Origin of the sequence: Pseudonocardia sp. HH130630-07 (genome assembly GCF_001698125.1) — a bacterium.
Taxonomy (GTDB): domain Bacteria; phylum Actinomycetota; class Actinomycetes; order Mycobacteriales; family Pseudonocardiaceae; genus Pseudonocardia.
The window spans coordinates 3,309,418-3,325,606 of sequence record NZ_CP013854.1; the positions used below are offsets into that span (position 1 = coordinate 3,309,418).

Consider the following 16,189-nt stretch of genomic DNA (forward strand, 5'->3'; position numbering starts at 1 on the left):
CGAAGAGGTGCAGTCATGGCCCTCCCGCCCCCGCTCGACACGCCGCTGCGGGTCCCGGTGCTCGCCGCCCCGATGTTCATCGTGTCCGGGCCCGAACTCGTCGCCGCCCAGATCCGGGCCGGCGTGATCGGCTCGTTCCCCGCACTCAACGCCCGGCCGCAGAGCGAGCTGGGCGACTGGCTCGCCGAGATCGCCGGGACCGCCGGGACGGCGGCGCCGTACGCGGTCAACCTGATCGTGCACCGCAGCAACGACCGGCTCGACGCCGACCTGGCGACCGTCGCCGAGCACCGGGTGCCGGTCGTCATCACCTCGCTGGGCGCCCGGGCCGAGGTGAACGAGGCGGTGCACGCCTACGGCGGGCTGGTCCTGCACGACGTGACGACGGACCGCTTCGCCCGCAAGGCCGTCGAGAAGGGCGCGGACGGGCTGATCGCGGTGGCGGCCGGGGCCGGGGGGCACGCGGGGACGCTGTCGCCGTTCGCACTGGTCCGCGAGATCCGGCGCTGGTTCGACGGGCCGCTCGCGCTCTCCGGTGCGATCGCGCACGGGGCGTCGGTGCTGGCCGCCGTCGCCGCCGGGGCCGATCTCGCCTACGTCGGCTCGGCGTTCCTGCCGACCCGGGAGTGCCGGGCCGCGGCCGCGTACAAGGACATGGTCCTCGGCTCGTCCTCGGCCGACATCGTCTACACCAGCCGGTTCAGCGGCGTCCCGGCCAACTACCTGCGCGGGAGCATCGAGGCGGCGGGGCTCGACCCGGTCCCGGCGACCGGCACCGACCCCACCCTGATGGACTTCGGCAGCGCACCGGACGACCGGCCCGGCCCCCGGCCGTGGCGCGACGTCTGGGGCGCCGGCCAGGGCATCGCCGACGTGGAGCGGGCCGGGACCACGGCCGAGCTGGTCGACCGGCTCGCCGAGGAGTACGACGCGGCGCTGCGCGGGCTCGGTGACCGGGTGCCGCAGGGCCGGGACCCGGCCCCTACAGGATGAACCCGAACAGCGGGCTGTCCGGCGGGATCTGCTCGATGTGCGGCGGGGACTCCGCCATCCGCTTCAGCAGCGCCGGCAGGTCGTCCGGGGATCCCAGCTCGATCCCGACCAGCGCCGGCCCGGTCTCCCGGTTGGAGCGCTTGGTGTACTCGAACAGGGTGATGTCGTCGTCCGGGCCGAGCACGTCGTCGAGGAAGCGCCGCAGCGCGCCGGGCTCCTGCGGGAACTCGACGAGGAAGTAGTGCTTGCGGCCCTCGAACACCAGCGCCCGCTCGACGATGTCGGCGTACCGGCTGACGTCGTTGTTCCCGCCGGAGAGCAGGCAGACCGTGGTCGCGTCGCGGGGGATGTCGAGCATCGCCAGCGCCGCGGGGGACAGTGCCCCGGCGGGCTCGGCGATGATCCCGTCGGACTGGTAGAGCGCGAGCATCTCGACGCAGATCCGCCCCTCGGGCACGGCGAGCAGCTCGGCGCCCGAGCCGCGGACCACGTCGAAGGTGGCCGCGCCCACCCGGCGCACCGCGGCCCCGTCGACGAACGGGTCCAGCGATCCCAGCTCCACCGGTTCCCCGGCGTCCAGCGCTGCGGCCATGCTCGCCGCCCCGGCGGGCTCGACGCCCACGATCCGGGTCGACGGCGAGTGCTCGGCCAGGTAGGTCACGGCCCCGGCGAGCAGCCCGCCGCCGCCGACCGGCACGACCAGCACGTCCGGCGGGTCGGCGAGCTGGGCCAGGATCTCGCGGGCGATGGTGCCCTGACCGGCGACGGTGCGCGGGTCGTCGAACGCGGGCACCTGGGTGGCGCCGGTGGACTCGGCGTCGGCCCGGGCCGCGGCGGCGGCCTCGTCGTAGGTGTTGCCGACCACCCGGACCTCGACGGCGTCGCGGCCGAGCCGGGCGACCCGGTCGCGCTTCTGCCGCGGCGTGGTCCCCGGCAGGTACACCCGGCCCCGGACGCCGAGCCGCTGGCAGGCGAAGGCGACACCCTGGGCGTGGTTGCCGGCGCTCGCGCAGACCACACCCGCGGCCCGGTCGGCCTCGGGCAGCTGGGCGATGAGGTTGTACGCGCCCCGGATCTTGTACGAGCGGACCGGCTGCAGGTCCTCGCGCTTGATCCAGACCTCGCCGCCGATCGCGTCGGACAGACGGGGGTTGAGCTGCAGCGGGGTCGGGCCGATCACGGCGTGCAGCCGGGCCGCCGCGTCGTCGACGTCCCGGGCGCTCACCCGGCCGCCGGCCGCGGTCACGGTGGAGGGGTTGGCGTTCACGGTCGACCAGAGTCTCACGACGCCGGTCCGGGCCTCACACCAGGGAGGACAGCCGCACCGTGGTGCGCTCGGTGTCCGCCCGGCGCCGCAGCACCGACGGGTCCGGTCCCGGGTTCACCACCTGCACCAGCGACGCGCCGGCGCCGAGCACGGCCAGCAGCCCGTCGCGCAGGCCGTCGGGGGAGTCCCAGGCGGTCGTCGACAGCACCCGGTCCCCGGCGGCGACGCCCAGTGCGACGGCCCGGTCCCGGGCCGCGGCGAGCACCTCGGCGCCGCTCGCCCCGTCCCAGGCCGGCGCCGCGTCGTCCACCGGGTCCCACGGCACGAAGTCGTCGCCGTGCACCCGGACCTCGGAGGCGAAGTCGAGCACCCCGGCGGGCAGCCCGCTGATCCCGCGGCCGAAGGCGTCCAGCGAGAACGCCACGGTGGTGTCCGCCCCGGCGGCGAGCGCGGTGTCCAGCCGGGCCGCGTCGGCCAGCACCAGGTCCGCGGCGGCCGGGTCGCCGACGAGCTCCGCCCCGCAGGACCAGGCCGCGAGCAGGGCGGCCGCGGTCTGCCAGTGCGCGGGCAGCAGCACGGCGACCCGGGTGCCCGGCTCGACGTCGCACTCGTCGCGCAGCAGGTTGGCGGCCTTCGCCGTCCAGTTCGCCGTCGTCGTCCCGGACAGCTCCATCCGCTCGCCGGAGGCGTCGTCGTAGTGGGTGAACAGCGGTCGTGCCGCCGCGGCGCCGAGCGCCGGGCCCAGCAGGGCGTCGGTGAGGAACAGGCCGGAGCCGAACACGGTCGTCATCGGGCGCCGACGCTACCCGGGCTCAGTCGATGCAGGGGACGTCGCCCGCGGTGATCGGCGGGGCGGCGGGGCCCGGCGCCGGGGCCGCGGACGGGCCGCCGGCGCCGTCGGACGGGTCGAAGTCCGTACCGATCAGCACCTGCACCCGGCCCTGGCCGACGGCGTCGGACTGCTCGACACCGACCCCGCCGAGGGCGTCGGCCACCCGGCGCGCCGCAGCGTCGCCGTCGGCCTGGCTGTAGCGCACGACGGTGGTGGTCCGGTCCGGGGCGTTGCTGACCGCACCGGACGTGATGCCGTTCTGGCCGAGGGTCGAGGCCACCCGCGCGGCGAGCCCGGTCTGGCCGGAGCCGTTGCCGACGTCGGCGACGACCGGGGCCGGCGGTGCCTGCCCGGTCCCGGGCTCGGGTGCCTGCGCGGGTTCCGGTGCCGGATCGGTGTGCCGGGAGACGAAGTCCTGGACCTCGCGCGGGTCGATGCTCAGCACGTCGCCGGAGCGGGTGTCCTCCGGCCCGCCGGTCGGGACGGTGAGGAAGGTCATCTGCCCGGCCGCGATCTGCGACGCCTGCCGGGCGAAGGCCAGGACGTCCCACCCGCTGTCGATGACCACCGACTCCTGGACGACGTCGACGAGCGCGCCGAGCTTGCCCGGGTCGGTCAGGGTCCCGGAGGAGAGGACCTTCTTCGCGACGGCGGCGAGGAAGACCTGCTGCCGGTTGATCCGGGAGAGGTCGCCGCCGGCGAGGCCGTGCCGCTGCCGGACGAAGGCCAGCGCGTCCGCCCCGGAGATGCTCTGCGGGCCGGCCGCGAAGTCCGCGCCGGAGAACGCGTCGGACACCGGTGCCTTCAGACAGACGTCGACGCCGCCGACGGCCCGGGTGAGGTTGAAGAAACCGAGCAGGTTGACCTCGGCGTAGTGGTCGATGCCCAGGCCGGTCAGCTGCTGCACGGTCTCGATCAACGCCTGCCGTCCGGCCTGCGACGACTGCTGGTCGACCTGCTTCGGGTCGCTCATCCCGTCCGCGACCAGGCGGTTCGCCGCCTCGGCCTTCATCTGCGGGTAGGCGGCGTTGATCTTGTTGCGGCCCAGGCCGGGGATCTGCACCTCGGCGTCGCGCGGGATCGAGAACGCGGTCGCGCCGGCGCCGTCGGCCGGCACGTGCACGACGATGATCGTGTCCGAGTTCAGCACCCCGGCCTCGGCGCCGCTGCGCAGCTCGGCCAGCACCTCGTCGGGCAGCGGATCGCCCTGGGCGTCGGTCCGGCTGTCCACGCCGACGAGCAGGATGTTCTGCTCACCGCCCGCCGACCCCCCGAAGAGCAGGTTGCTGGTGGTGATGCCGCCGGTGACGTCGCGGTACAGGGCCCAGACGGCCCCGGTGGCGAGCACGGTCAGCGCCGACAGCACCGCGACCAGCACCCGGAACCGGTGCAGCCAGCGCAACCCGCCACCACCGGACGGCCGCCGGTCGCCGGAACCGCGGGAGCGCTCGGGCCGGGCCGGGGCCGGCGGACGGGCGGCCCGGCGGGCGGCGGCACGCTCCGCCGCCGGGGGGCGGGGCCGGTCGTACAGCTCGCGCATGCTCGCCTCCCTCGGTGCGGTGGGACGTGGACGTGTCGGGGGCCGGTGGTCACCCGGCCGGGTGTCGTGACCGAACCCGGGCGGTCGCCACACGTCGGTGGGTATGACCGCCGGTTTCGCCCAGGGTGCAGCATGCCGACGGCCGGGGCAGGCCGTTGCGGCATGCGTGTCGCGTGCCCTCGCCCGGACGCCGTACCCCGCTGCTCCTTGAGGGTGATCCCCGGATGCGGACCGTCGTCGCAGATGACGAGCGTGTCGCCGGTTCGGGGGAGGCTGTCGCCGGGCGCGGCCCGGCCACGCGGTGTGACGTTCGCGATCGCGACGAGAGCCGGTCGGTGGTCCCGCCGCCGCGCCGGGTGTGCGTTCTCGCTAGCGTGCACGGCTGTGCAGGACGGCGAGGCGCCCGGCAGCGGGGCGCAGGACGTGAGTGCGGGCGGGCGTGCCTACGGCGACGGGCTCGCCGTGGTCACCGTCACCTACTCGCCCGGCCCGTTGCTGGACGGGTTCCTCGACTCGCTGCGGACCGCGACCGTGCGGGACGACGTCCCGGTGGTGCTGGCGGACAACTGCTCGGTCGACGGCGCCCCGGAGCGGGCCGCCCGCGAGCGGTCCGGCGTGACGTTCCTCCCGATCGGGGAGAACGTCGGCTACGGCGCCGCCGCGAACCGCGGGGTCGCCGCGCTCGACGACCGGTACGGCTGGGTCGTCGTCGCCAACCCGGACCTGGAGTGGGCCCCCGGCTCGCTGGACCTGCTGCTCGACGCCGGGCGGCGGCACCCGCGGGCCGGTGCGCTCGGGCCGCTGGTGCGCGAGCCGTCCGGCGCGGTCTACCCGTCGGCGCGGGAGGTCCCGTCCCTGGTCACCGGGGCCGGGCACGCCGCGCTCGGCACGGTGTGGCCGGGCAACCCGTTCTCGGCGGCCTACCGCAGGGAGCGCGACGACGTCACCGAGCGTGACGCCGGCTGGCTGTCCGGGTCGTGCCTGCTGCTGCGCCGGGCCGCGTTCGACTCGGTCGACGGGTTCGACCCGCGCTACTTCATGTACTTCGAGGACACCGACCTCGGCGAGCGGCTGGGCCGCGCCGGCTGGCGCAACGTCTACGTACCCTCGGCCGAGGTGATGCACGTCGGGGGTGCGTCCACCGGCAAGCAGGAGGTGTCGGCGCGGATGCTCGCCGAGCACCACCGCAGCGCCTACCGCTACCTGGCGGACCGGAACCCCGGTCCGCTCCGCGCGCCGCTGCGGGCCGCGCTGCGGGCGGGCCTGGCCGTGCGGTCGGGCCTGGCGACCCGGGGCGGACGCTGACACCCGGGCCCTGGCCCGGACGAGACGAGACCGAGGGGGAACCGCGGTGCACGATGTCGAGGCGGTCGTACTGGTCGGGGGCAAGGGCACCCGGCTGCGGCCACTGACGCTGTCGGCGCCCAAGCCGATGCTGCCGACGGCGGGGGTGCCGTTCCTGGCGCACCTGCTGTCCCGGATCCGGGAGTCCGGGATCCGGCGGGTCGTGCTGGGCACCAGCTACCTGGCGGAGACGTTCGAGGAGCACTTCGGCGACGGCTCCGCGCTGGGCCTGGACCTGACCTACGTGACCGAGACCGAGCCGCTGGGCACCGGCGGGGGGATCCGCAACGTCGCCCACGCGCTGTCCGCCGAACACGTGATGATCTTCAACGGTGACGTGCTGGCCGGGACCGACCTGAAGGCCGTCGCCGCGACGCACCGGGACTCCGGCGCGGACGTGACGCTGCACCTGGTCCGGGTGCAGAACCCGCGGGCGTTCGGCTGCGTCCCGACCGACGCGAGCGGCCGGGTGCTGGACTTCCTGGAGAAGACCGAGGATCCGCCGACCGACCAGATCAACGCCGGGTGCTACGTCTTCCGCCGCGAGGTCATCGACTCCATCCCGGCCGGGCGCCCGGTCTCGGTGGAGCGGGAGACCTTCCCCGGGCTGCTGGCCTCGGGCGCGCACGTGCAGGGGCACGTCGACGTCGCGTACTGGCGGGACATGGGCACCCCCGGTGACCTGGTGCACGGCTCGGCCGACCTGGTCCGCGGGGTCGCCCCGTCGGCGGCGCTGCCCGGCCCGACCGGGGAGTCGATGGTCCTCGAGGGCGCCGAGGTGGCGGCCGACGCGTTCGTCTTCGGCGGGTCGACGGTCGGCCGCGGCGCCCGGATCGGCTCCGGGGCCAGGGTCGAGGGCTCGATGCTGTTCGACGGCGCCGTCGTCGCCGGCGGGGCCGTCGTCGAGAACTCGGTGATCGGGGCCGGCGCGGTGGTGCAGGAGGGCGCGAGCGTGCGGGACACCGTCGTCGGCGACCGGGCCGTCGTCGGGGCGCACTGCGAGCTGCGCCACGACATGCGGATCTGGCCGGACGTGTCGCTCCCGCCGCACGGGGTGCGGTTCTCGCCGGACGTGTGAGCCCCCGGTGCGCGACCGCGAGTGGCGCCCGCCGTTCCCCCTCGACCTGTACGGGGTTCTGGCGCCGCTGCGGCGCGGCCGGGGCGACCCGACCTGGCGCACCGTCGCCGATGGAGGGGTGATCTGGCGGGTCTCGACCACCCCGGACGGCCCGGCCACCGTCGCGATCCGGCGCCGCCCGGACGGGACCGTGCGCGCGAGCGGCTGGGGCCCCGGCGCGGGGTGGGAGGTCGACCGGCTGCCGTCGCTGCTCGGCGCCGACGACGATCCGGCCGGGTTCACCGCGCACCACCCGGTCGTCGCCGACGCGGTGCGCCGCCGCCCCGGGCTGCGGCTCGGCGCGTCCGGACGGGTGTGGGACACCCTGCTGCCCGCCGTGCTGGAGCAGAAGGTGACCGGCACCGAGGCGCGGCGCTCGTTCCGCGAGCTGGCGTGGCACTTCGGCGACCCGGCGCCCGGACCGGCCGGCGTCGTCCCGGACGGGATGCGGGTGCCGCCCACCCCGGAACGGATCCGCGAGGTCCCGGAGTGGGAGTGGCACCGCGCCGGGGTCGACCACGCGCGGCGCTCGGCGATCCTGCACGCGGCCGTCGTCGCGCACCGGCTGGAGCGCGCCGCCGAGCTGGGCGGCGAGGCGGGCCGGGCGCTGCTGCGCCGGATCCGGGGGATCGGGGTGTGGACCGCGGCCGAGGTCGCCCAGCGCGCCTGGGGCGACCCGGACGCGGTGAGCTTCGGGGACTTCCACGTCCCGAACACCGTCGGCTGGGCGCTGCTCGGGCACGATCTCGACGACGCCGGGCTGCTCGAGGTGCTCGCGCCGTACGCGCCGCAGCGCCAGCGCGCGGTCCGCTACATCGAGGCGTCGGGGTTCCGGCGCCCCCGGTTCGGGCCCCGGTTCTCCCCGCGGGACTACCGGGCGCTGTGAGCAGCCCCGACGGACGTAGGGTCCGCCCTGTGAAGGTCACCGTTCTGGTCGGCGGGGTCGGTGGGGCCCGCTTCCTGCAAGGCGTGAAGGCGGCTCTCGGGCTCCCCCCGGTCGGGCCGGGGAGCGCGGGCGACGGCCACCCGCACTCGATCGACGCCGTGGTCAACGTCGGCGACGACATCTGGCTGCACGGGCTGCGGGTCTGCCCCGATCTCGACACCTGCATGTACACCCTCGGCGGCGGGATCGACGTCGAGAAGGGCTGGGGCCGGTCGGAGGAGACCTGGTCGGTCCGGGCCGAGCTGGAGGCCTACGGGGCCGAGCCGGCCTGGTTCGGGCTCGGCGACCGCGACGTCGCCACCCACCTTGTCCGGACCCGGATGCTGCGGGCCGGGTACCCGCTGTCGCAGGTCACCGAGGCGCTGTGCCACCGGTGGCAGCCGGGGGTCCGGCTGCTGCCCGCGACCGACGACCGGGTCGAGACGCACGTCGTGATCGACTCCCCGGACGCCCCCGCGGACTCCGACGCCCCGGACCAGGTCGCGGTGCACTTCCAGGAATGGTGGATCAAGCACCGGGCCGCGCCGCCGGCGCACCGCTTCGCCTCGGTCGGCGCCGACCAGGCCGGGATCCTGCCGGCCGCGCGGGCCTCGATCGCGGAGGCCGACGTCGTGCTCGTCGCGCCGTCGAACCCGGTCGTCTCGATCGGGACGATCGTCTCGGTGCCGGGTGTCGCGCAGGCGCTCGCGAGCACCCCGGCGCCGGTCGTCGGGGTGAGCCCGATCGTCGGCGGCCGCCCGGTCCGCGGGATGGCCGACGCCTGCCTGGCCGCGATCGGTGTCGAGACCAGCGCGGCGGGCGTCGGGCGGCACTACGGCGGCCGCGGCGAGGGTGGCCTGCTCGACGGCTACCTGGTGCACACCGGGGACGGCTGCGAGCTGCCGGGCGCCACGGTGCGCGAGGTCCCGTTGCTGATGACCGACCACGACGCCACCGCCGACATGGTCCGCGCCGCCCTCGACCTGGCGGGCGTGCGTGTCTGAGCCGCGGCCCGGCAGCGCCCACCCGGACCACGCCGCGGAGCGGCTGGAGGTGCTCGGGGTGCCCGGCCTGCCCGAGTTCCGTCCCGGCGACGACCTCACCGCGGCCCTCGCCGGGGCCGCGCCCTGGCTGCGCGACGGTGACGTCGTCGTCGTCACCTCGAAGGTGTTCTCCAAGGTGGAGGGGCGCCTGGTCCCGGCACCGGCCGACGACGCGGAGCGCGACGCGCTGCGTCGCCGCCTGGTCGACGCCGAGACCGAACGGGTGGTGGCGCGGCGCGGGCGGATGGCGATCGTGGCGGGCCGGCTCGGCATCGTGCAGGCCGCCGCCGGGATCGACGGCTCCAACGTGCGCCGCGACGAGCTGGCGCTGCTGCCCGCCGACCCGGACGCGAGCGCGGCCGGCCTGCGCGCCGGGCTGCGCGAGCACCTGGGGGTCGAGGTCGGCGTGGTCGTCACCGACACGCTCGGCCGGAGCTGGCGGGTCGGGCAGACCGACGCCGCCATCGGCTCGTCCGGGATCCCGGTGCTGCACGGCTACGCCGGTGCCGTCGACGCGCAGGGCAACGACCTGGTGGTCACCGAGGTCGCCGTCGCCGACGAGATCGCCGCCGCGGCCGACCTGGTCAAGGGCAAGCTGGGCGCGATGCCGGTCGCCGTCGTGCGCGGCCTGCAGCTGGCCGACGACGGCTCGGCGGCCCGGGACCTGGTCCGCCCGGTCGCCGACGACCTGTTCTGGCTCGGGGCGGAGGAGGCGATGGCCCGCGGCCGCCGGGAGGCGGTGCTGCTGCGGCGCAGCACCCGCGACTTCACCGACGAGCCGGTCGACCCGGACGCGCTCCGCCGTGCGGTGGGCACCGCGCTCACCGCGCCCGCGCCGCACCACAGCACCCCGTTCCGGTTCGTGTGGCTGCGGGACCCCGATCGCCGGGGCGCGGTGCTGGACGCGCTGCGCGAGCGCTGGCGCGACGATCTCGTCGCCGACGGCCGCGGCCCGGAGGAGGTCGAGCGCCGGCTCGCCCGCGGGGACCTGCTGCGCCGGGCCCCGGAGGTGGTGCTGGCCTTCCGCGCCCGCGAGGGGATGCACACCTATTCGGGTGACGGTGACGACCCCCGGGACGCGAGCGAGCGGGACATGTTCACCGTCGCGGGTGGTGCCGCGGTGCAGTCGCTGCTGGTGGCGCTGGCCGCCGAGGGACTGGCGTCGTGCTGGGTCGGGTCGACGATCTTCGCCCCGGAGGTGGCGCGGAAGGCGCTGGACCTGCCCGCGGACTGGGAGGCGCTCGGCGCGGTGGCCGTCGGGGTGCCGCGCGAGCCGCTCGTACCGCGCGAACCCCGGGACCCGGGCGATGGGCTGATCGAGTGGTGACCGCGGCGACGGCGGCCCGCGAGCTGGGCGCGTGGGACCCGGCCGGGGAGGGGCAGCGGGCCCTGCGCCAGGCCCTGCTGGCGTTCCTCGACGCCCGCCCCGACGACGCCTGCGACCGGTCCTGCGTGCCCGGCCACCTGACCGCGTCGGCGCTGGTCCTGGACGCGGACGGCACGCACACCCTGCTGACCCTGCACCCCAGGGTGGGGCGCTGGATCCAGCTCGGCGGGCACTGCGAGCCCGGCGACGCCGGGCTGCGCGACGCGGCGCTGCGGGAGGCGGCCGAGGAGTCCGGGATCGACGGCCTGGAGATCGGCGAGCACCCGCTGCACGTCGACGTGCACGCCGTCACCTGCTCGCTCGGAGTCCCCACCCGTCACCTGGACGTCCGCTACCTCGTCCGGGCGCCGGCGGGGGCGGTCCCGCGGATCAGCGACGAGTCGCTGGACCTGCGCTGGTGGCCGGTCGACGGGCTGCCCGGCGACGGCGACACCGTCGCGACGATGGTCGCCGCGGCCACCGGCGCCGCTACAGGTACCGCCAGAAGAACAACGCGCTGAACCCCTGCCCGGCCAGCTGGGAGTCGCCGCCGACCAGCGAGTAGAGCAGCTGGGTCGCGGCGAAGAACAGCGTGCTGATCCCGGGCACGAACAGCAGCACGCCGAGCAGCGCGAGCGGGGCCCACGGCCGCACCTTCGCGCCGAAGCGCTGCGCGGGCACCGACAGGAACGGCTCGATCGCGCCCCAGCCGTCCAGGCCGGGCACCGGCAGCAGGTTGAGCACGACGGCGACGATCTGGAACAGCGCCAGCGCGGACAGCCCGGCCGCGAGCGGGGGTGGCATCGAGGTGAACACCGCCACCGTGACGATCAGCACGATCCCGACGACGAGGTTCGCGGCCGGTCCGGCCAGCGACACGGCCGAGCGCCAGCCCCGCGAGCGCAGCGCCCACTGGTTGATCCAGACCGCGCCGCCGGGCAGCGGCAACCCCCCGATCAGCAGGATGATCAGGGGCAGGACCAGCGACAACCCGGGATCGGTGTACCGCCGGATGTCGAGGGTCAGATAGCCCTTGAGGGCCACCGAGGTGTCGCCGCCGCGGTAGGCGGTGATGGCGTGGCCGTACTCGTGCAGGCACAGCGAGACGGTCCATCCGCCCAGCACGATGACGAAGACCCCGGCGATCGCCAGCGCGTCCGATCCGGCCGGGACGGCCACCGCGGCGAGCACACCGCCCAGCGCGGTGATGCCGACGAGCAGGAGGAACCACGGGCTGATGCGTCGGGCGAGAGCAGGCACGTACCCATCCTCCCGGACGCGCCAAACACCGGCACGCACCCCGTCACTCGTTCGGCAGAGGCGGCTTGCACGCAGCTAGTGTCAGCGCTGTACTTACAGCGGTGTCATTCGCCGGTGCGTTGCGGGGAGGTGGGCGAGTGGACGACGTCGAGGGTTTCATGCGGATGCTGCGACCGGCCGGGGTCGAGCCGGTCGGGCAGCAGACGATGGTCTCCGGCCACGACGGTCCGGGGGTGTCGGCGGAGCTGTCCGACCACGACCGGGCCGCGCAGGTGCTCGACCTGAAGGGTCTGCTGCTGGACGAGGTGCCCGGGGACGAGGTACCGGACTGGCAGGAGCGCGCCCTGTGCGCACAGACCGATCCGGAGGCGTTCTTCCCCGAGAAGGGCGGCTCCACCCGGGAGGCGAAGCGCATCTGCGCCGGCTGCGAGGTCCGGGCCGAGTGCTTGGAGTACGCGCTGGCCCAGGACGAGCGCTTCGGCATCTGGGGCGGGCTCTCCGAGCGGGAACGGCGGCGGCTGCGGCGCGCCGCGGTCTGACACCCGCCCAGGGGGACGAACCACCGACGCCCGGGCCCATCACACGATGGGCCCGGGCGTCGTGCCGTGCGGGGCGCTCAGCCGCCGTCGACGGCGTCCGGCTCGATGTTGAGGTACTCCGCGACCTGCTCCACCAGTACCTCGTGCACGAGGTCGGCCAGGTCCTCACCGCCGGTGGCGCGCGCCTCCAGCGGCCGGCGGTAGAGCACGATCCGGGCCCGGGTCGGCAGCCCGGCCGGGTCCACCCCGGCCGGCACCAGGTGCGCCAGCGGGACGCCGACGTCGGCGAGCACGCCCGTGCCCCAGACGACCTCGTCCGGCGAGGTCCGGTCGACCGCGGGGACGTCGTCGATCGCCAGGTCGAGATCGGCCAGCTCGGGACCCCACCGGGCCTCGATCGGTTCGAGCGCCTCCAGCACCTTGGCGTCGAACCGCTCGGCGCGGGTGCGGAACGCGGGCGTGGACACCGGGTACATCAACCCGCGGAGCCCACGGCCGCGGCGGTCCCGGCGGCGGGGGGTGCGGCGCAACAGGCGGTTCGCGGCGGACACCGGTGCATTCTAGGCCCCACCCCCTCGGCACGACCCGCGACGACGCACGACCCGGCACGAGAGTGCGCGTCGCAGTTCTGTCCGGCCGGGTACACGGGCTATCGTCGCCCGTGTGTTGAGTGTGCGGAGATGTTCACGGACGGGCTGCACCGAGCTCGCCGTCGCCACGCTCACCTACGTCTACGCCGACTCCACCGCCGTCGTCGGCCCGCTCGCCACCCAGGCCGAGCCGCACTCCTACGACCTGTGCACCGGGCACGCGCACAACCTCACCGCCCCGCGGGGCTGGGAGGTCGTCCGGTTCGAGAGCGAGTTCGCCCCGCCCCAGCACACCGGGGAGGACCTGACGGCCCTGGCCGACGCCGTCCGTGAGGCGGGCCGGGTGGACCGGCCGGTCGAGGTGGTCGCCGGGCCGGGTGCCACGGGGCGGCGCGGGCACCTGCGGGTGCTGCCCGCTCCCGGTGAGGACGACTGAGCCACCGGTGCAGGAATCCCGCCTGACGTGACGCCGGTGTGGAGACCTGCGCGGACGGGTGACCCGGCTGCGCTAGGGTCAGGCGTCGTGCCCGACCTCTCGGCGATCGTGAAGGCCTACGACATCCGCGGTGTCGTCGGTGACCAGCTGGACGAGCCCACCGCTCGCGCCCTCGGCGCGGCGACCGCCCGCCTGGTCGCCGCCGACGACCCGGCACCCGGTGCCGTCGTCGTCGGCCGGGACATGCGCGACAGCTCCCCGGCGCTCGCCGCGGCCTTCGCCGACGGTGTGACCGGGCAGGGGCTCGACGTCGTCGACATCGGCCTGGCCAGCACCGACATGCTCTACTACGCCTCCGGTTCGCTCGGCCTGCCCGGCGTGATGTTCACGGCCAGCCACAACCCGGCCCGCTACAACGGGCTCAAGCTCTGCCGGGCCGGCGCGGTGCCGATCGGGCAGGACAGCGGGCTCGCGACGATCCGGGACACCGCGGCCGGGTTCCTCGCCGACGGCGTGCCGGTCGCCGACCGCACCGGCACCGTGCGCCGCGACGACGTGCTCGCCGGTTACGCCGAGCACCTGCGCTCGCTGGTGGACCTGTCCTCGCTGGCCGGTGCGCGGCCGCTGACCGTGGTCGTCGACGCCGGCAACGGCATGGGCGGGCACACCGTCCCGACCGTGTTCGAGGCGCTCGACGTCCGGGTCGTCCCGCTCTACTTCGAGCTCGACGGCACGTTCCCGAACCACGAGGCGAACCCGCTCGACCCGGCGAACCTGGTCGACCTGCAGAAGGCCGTGATCGACGCCGGGGCCGACCTCGGGCTGGCCTTCGACGGCGACGCCGACCGCTGCTTCGCCGTCGACGAGCGCGGGACGGCGGTCAGCCCGAGCGCGATCACCGGGCTGGTGGCCGCCCGCGAGCTGGCCAGGGCGCAGGCGGCGGGCGAGGACGACGTCGTCGTCATCCACAACCTGATCACGTCGCGGGCCGTGCCCGAGCTGGTCGCCGAGCACGGCGGGCGCCCGGTGCGGACCAGGGTGGGGCACTCGTTCATCAAGCAGACGATGGCCGAGACCGGCGCGGTGTTCGGTGGCGAGCACTCGGCGCACTACTACTTCCGCGACTTCTGGCGGGCCGACTCCGGCATGCTCGCCGCGCTGCACCTGCTCGCCGCGCTCGGCGAGCACCGGGCCGCGGCCGGCGCCCCGGTGCCGCTGTCCGGCCTGATGGCGGGCTACGACCGGTACGCCGCCTCCGGCGAGATCAACTCGACGGTCACCGACCAGGCCGCCGCGGTGGCCGAGATCGAGTCGATCTACGGTGCCCGGGACGGCGTCGAGCTCGACCGCCTCGACGGGCTCACGGTCACGCTGCCGGGCGGCTCCTGGTTCAACCTGCGGGCGTCGAACACCGAGCCGCTGCTCCGGCTGAACGTGGAGGCGGCCGACGACGACGCCGTCCGGGCGCTGGTCGACGAGGTCCTGGCCGTCGTCCGCGGCTGACACCCGGCCCGGCCGCCGGGCCGGGCACCCTCCGGCACCGGCGCGGTACCCGGTCGGCTGCCGCGCGGTGACGTGGAGTGATGGCAGCATCGAGCGTGAGACATGACGACGAGGAGAACCGTGGCCGTACAGCTCGACCCCCAGCTGCTGGAGATCATGGCCTGCCCGTGTGACGCGCACGCCCCGCTCCGCCCCGGGACCGTCGCCGATCCCGAGGCCGACGCCCTGACCTGCGGGTCCTGCGGCCGATCCTTCCCGGTGACCGACGGGATCCCGGTGCTGCTGCTGGACGAGGCCCTCCCGGGCACCGGCCCGGCGAGGGTCGACGGGTGAACGGGGTGCTCGACGACACGCTGCTCGCCGACGCGGCGACGCTGACCGCGCGGGACACCACCGGTGTCCTGCGGGCGGCCGCGACCGCCGGCGCGCAGGTCCGTTCCGCGGCGCACGCCTCCCGCGAGGCCGGGCTGGACCGGCTGCGCGGGCACCGGCCGCGGGCGCTGGTGCTGCTGCGCCGTCCCGGGGTGTCGGGTGCGGTGGCCGATCTCGTCACCGCGCTGCTCGGTGACCGCTGCCCGGTGCCGGTGGTGCACGCCGAGCGGGTCCCGGGCTGGATCGGCCCGCTGGACGTCGTCGTCGCGCACTCCGCGGACCCGTCGGACCCCGAGCTGGCGGAGTCGGTCGCGACCGCGGTGCACCGCGGCGCGGAGACCGTGCTGTCGGTGCCCGACGGCGGGCCGGTCGCCCGGGCCGGTGCGGGGCGGGCCCGGCTGGTGGAGCCGCGCATCCCGCTGCCGGAGGGGCTCGGGTTCGCCCAGGCGCTGACGGTCGCGCTGGTGACGGTCAGCGAGCTGGAGCTGCTGCCCCTGGCCCCGGACACCGAGGCCCTCGCCGACGCGCTCGACGCCGAGGCCGAGCGCTCCCAGCCCGGCAACGAGCCGTTCGTCAACCCGGCGAAGTCGCTCGCACTGCGGCTCGCCGAGCGGACCCCGCTGCTGTGGGGCACCGACCCGGCCGCGGCCGCGGTCGCCCGGCACGCGGCGACCGCGCTGGCGACGCACGCCGGCGTCGTCGCGCACGCCGACGGGATCGGCCAGGCGGGGACGCTCGCCGGGCTGCGGGTGGCGGTCGACCTGGGTGAGCGCTCCGACGACATCTTCCGGGACCCGTTCGACGACCCCGAACCCGCCGCGGCGGCCCCGCCGCGACTGGTCCTGATGGGCACGGGTGAGGAGGATCCGCAGCAGGTGAGCCGCCGGGTCCTCGGCCGTGAGTGGCCCAACGCCGATCTCGCACACCCGGTGGACGAGGTCCCGCGGGGTACCCGGGACGCGGTGCTGATCCGCGCCGGTCTGCTCGCGTTGCGGGCCGACGTCGCCGCCGTGTACCTGGGCCTGGCCACCCGCGCCACGCTCAACCCCTGACCCGCCCGAC

17 protein-coding genes are annotated in these 16,189 nt (G+C 75.8%); 12 read left to right on the top strand and 5 right to left on the bottom strand.

Annotated elements, in window-relative coordinates; translation table 11 throughout:
- Positions 1–15 precede the first annotated feature (15 nt).
- On the top strand, positions 16–993 hold the full coding sequence (locus tag AFB00_RS16090; RefSeq protein WP_068797921.1) for an NAD(P)H-dependent flavin oxidoreductase: 978 nt from the start codon (positions 16–18) through the stop codon (positions 991–993).
- Here AFB00_RS16090 and ilvA read toward each other — a convergent pair.
- The 3 genes from ilvA to AFB00_RS16105 form a co-directional block, all read right to left on the bottom strand.
- Positions 983–2,218, bottom strand: a complete 1,236-nt coding sequence (gene ilvA / locus AFB00_RS16095) for a threonine ammonia-lyase IlvA (RefSeq protein ID WP_068800362.1) — start codon at positions 2,216–2,218, stop codon at positions 983–985. The two genes, AFB00_RS16090 and ilvA, sit on opposite strands and share 11 nt — an antisense overlap.
- 76 nt (positions 2,219–2,294) lie before the next feature.
- Positions 2,295–3,050, bottom strand: coding sequence for a TIGR03089 family protein (locus tag AFB00_RS16100; RefSeq protein ID WP_068797922.1), 756 nt, complete (start codon positions 3,048–3,050; stop codon positions 2,295–2,297).
- Between the two features lie 22 nt (positions 3,051–3,072).
- Complete coding sequence (locus AFB00_RS16105) at positions 3,073–4,632, bottom strand: LCP family protein (protein WP_083275562.1); 1,560 nt, start codon at positions 4,630–4,632, stop codon at positions 3,073–3,075.
- A gap of 384 nt (positions 4,633–5,016) precedes the next feature.
- On the opposite strand from AFB00_RS16105, the gene AFB00_RS16110 reads away from it, so the two are divergent.
- Genes AFB00_RS16110 through AFB00_RS16135 form a run of 6 tightly spaced genes read left to right on the top strand, consistent with a single transcriptional unit; the run spans position 5,017 to position 10,948 of the window.
- Positions 5,017–5,937, top strand: a complete 921-nt coding sequence (locus AFB00_RS16110; RefSeq protein ID WP_269466012.1) for a glycosyltransferase family 2 protein — start codon at positions 5,017–5,019, stop codon at positions 5,935–5,937.
- Positions 5,938–5,983: 46 nt separating this feature from the next.
- The gene (locus tag AFB00_RS16115; protein ID WP_068797923.1) at positions 5,984–7,054 is read left to right on the top strand and encodes a sugar phosphate nucleotidyltransferase; all 1,071 of its coding nucleotides are present in this window, start codon (positions 5,984–5,986) and stop codon (positions 7,052–7,054) included.
- Between the two features lie 7 nt (positions 7,055–7,061).
- Complete coding sequence (locus tag AFB00_RS16120) at positions 7,062–7,979, top strand: DNA-3-methyladenine glycosylase family protein (protein ID WP_068797924.1); 918 nt, start codon at positions 7,062–7,064, stop codon at positions 7,977–7,979.
- A gap of 29 nt (positions 7,980–8,008) precedes the next feature.
- The gene (cofD, locus tag AFB00_RS16125; protein ID WP_068797925.1) at positions 8,009–9,022 is read left to right on the top strand and encodes a 2-phospho-L-lactate transferase; all 1,014 of its coding nucleotides are present in this window, start codon (positions 8,009–8,011) and stop codon (positions 9,020–9,022) included.
- Positions 9,015–10,388, top strand: coding sequence for a coenzyme F420-0:L-glutamate ligase (locus AFB00_RS16130; protein ID WP_068797926.1), 1,374 nt, complete (start codon positions 9,015–9,017; stop codon positions 10,386–10,388). The genes cofD and AFB00_RS16130 overlap by 8 nt, the downstream gene beginning before the upstream one ends.
- On the top strand, positions 10,382–10,948 hold the full coding sequence (locus AFB00_RS16135) for an NUDIX hydrolase (protein WP_068797927.1): 567 nt from the start codon (positions 10,382–10,384) through the stop codon (positions 10,946–10,948). Before AFB00_RS16130 ends, AFB00_RS16135 begins: the two co-directional genes overlap by 7 nt.
- Here AFB00_RS16135 and AFB00_RS16140 read toward each other — a convergent pair.
- Complete coding sequence (locus tag AFB00_RS16140) at positions 10,917–11,687, bottom strand: site-2 protease family protein (protein ID WP_068797928.1); 771 nt, start codon at positions 11,685–11,687, stop codon at positions 10,917–10,919. The genes AFB00_RS16135 and AFB00_RS16140 overlap by 32 nt on opposite strands.
- A gap of 206 nt (positions 11,688–11,893) precedes the next feature.
- Here AFB00_RS16140 and AFB00_RS16145 point away from each other — a divergent pair, with 206 nt between their 5' ends.
- The gene (locus tag AFB00_RS16145) at positions 11,894–12,226 is read left to right on the top strand and encodes a WhiB family transcriptional regulator (RefSeq protein ID WP_442965871.1); all 333 of its coding nucleotides are present in this window, start codon (positions 11,894–11,896) and stop codon (positions 12,224–12,226) included.
- A 77-nt stretch (positions 12,227–12,303) separates the two neighbouring features.
- Here the strand turns inward: AFB00_RS16145 and AFB00_RS16150 are convergent, their stop codons facing one another.
- Entirely contained in the window at positions 12,304–12,777 is a 474-nt protein-coding gene (locus AFB00_RS16150) for a metallopeptidase family protein (protein ID WP_068797929.1), read from the bottom strand.
- A 121-nt stretch (positions 12,778–12,898) separates the two neighbouring features.
- On the opposite strand from AFB00_RS16150, the gene AFB00_RS16155 reads away from it, so the two are divergent.
- The 4 genes from AFB00_RS16155 to AFB00_RS16170 all read left to right on the top strand — a co-directional run bounded on the left by AFB00_RS16155 (position 12,899) and on the right by AFB00_RS16170 (position 16,179).
- Positions 12,899–13,252 (top strand): DUF3499 domain-containing protein, encoded by a 354-nt coding sequence (locus AFB00_RS16155; RefSeq protein WP_068797930.1) that lies wholly within the window; start codon positions 12,899–12,901, stop codon positions 13,250–13,252.
- 87 nt (positions 13,253–13,339) lie between these two features.
- The gene (locus AFB00_RS16160; RefSeq protein ID WP_068797931.1) at positions 13,340–14,755 is read left to right on the top strand and encodes a phosphomannomutase/phosphoglucomutase; all 1,416 of its coding nucleotides are present in this window, start codon (positions 13,340–13,342) and stop codon (positions 14,753–14,755) included.
- A 120-nt stretch (positions 14,756–14,875) separates the two neighbouring features.
- A complete protein-coding gene (locus AFB00_RS16165; RefSeq protein WP_068797932.1) occupies positions 14,876–15,088 on the top strand; it encodes a Trm112 family protein in 213 nt (70 codons plus the stop codon).
- Positions 15,085–16,179: an SIS domain-containing protein gene (locus tag AFB00_RS16170; protein WP_156819563.1), complete on the top strand. Its 1,095-nt coding sequence runs from the start codon at positions 15,085–15,087 to the stop codon at positions 16,177–16,179. The genes AFB00_RS16165 and AFB00_RS16170 overlap by 4 nt, the downstream gene beginning before the upstream one ends.
- The last annotated feature ends 10 nt before the right edge of the window (positions 16,180–16,189 follow it).

Excerpts from the sequence above, each read along its gene's own strand:
- AFB00_RS16100 (WP_068797922.1), bottom strand. The coding sequence starts at position 3,050 with ATGACGACCGTGTTCGGCTCCGGCCTGTTCCTCACCGACGCCCTGCTG.
- AFB00_RS16105 (WP_083275562.1), bottom strand. The coding sequence starts at position 4,632 with ATGCGCGAGCTGTACGACCGGCCCCGCCCCCCGGCGGCGGAGCGTGCC.
- AFB00_RS16145 (WP_442965871.1), top strand. The coding sequence starts at position 11,894 with ATGGTCTCCGGCCACGACGGTCCGGGGGTGTCGGCGGAGCTGTCCGAC.
- AFB00_RS16090 (WP_068797921.1), top strand. The coding sequence starts at position 16 with ATGGCCCTCCCGCCCCCGCTCGACACGCCGCTGCGGGTCCCGGTGCTC.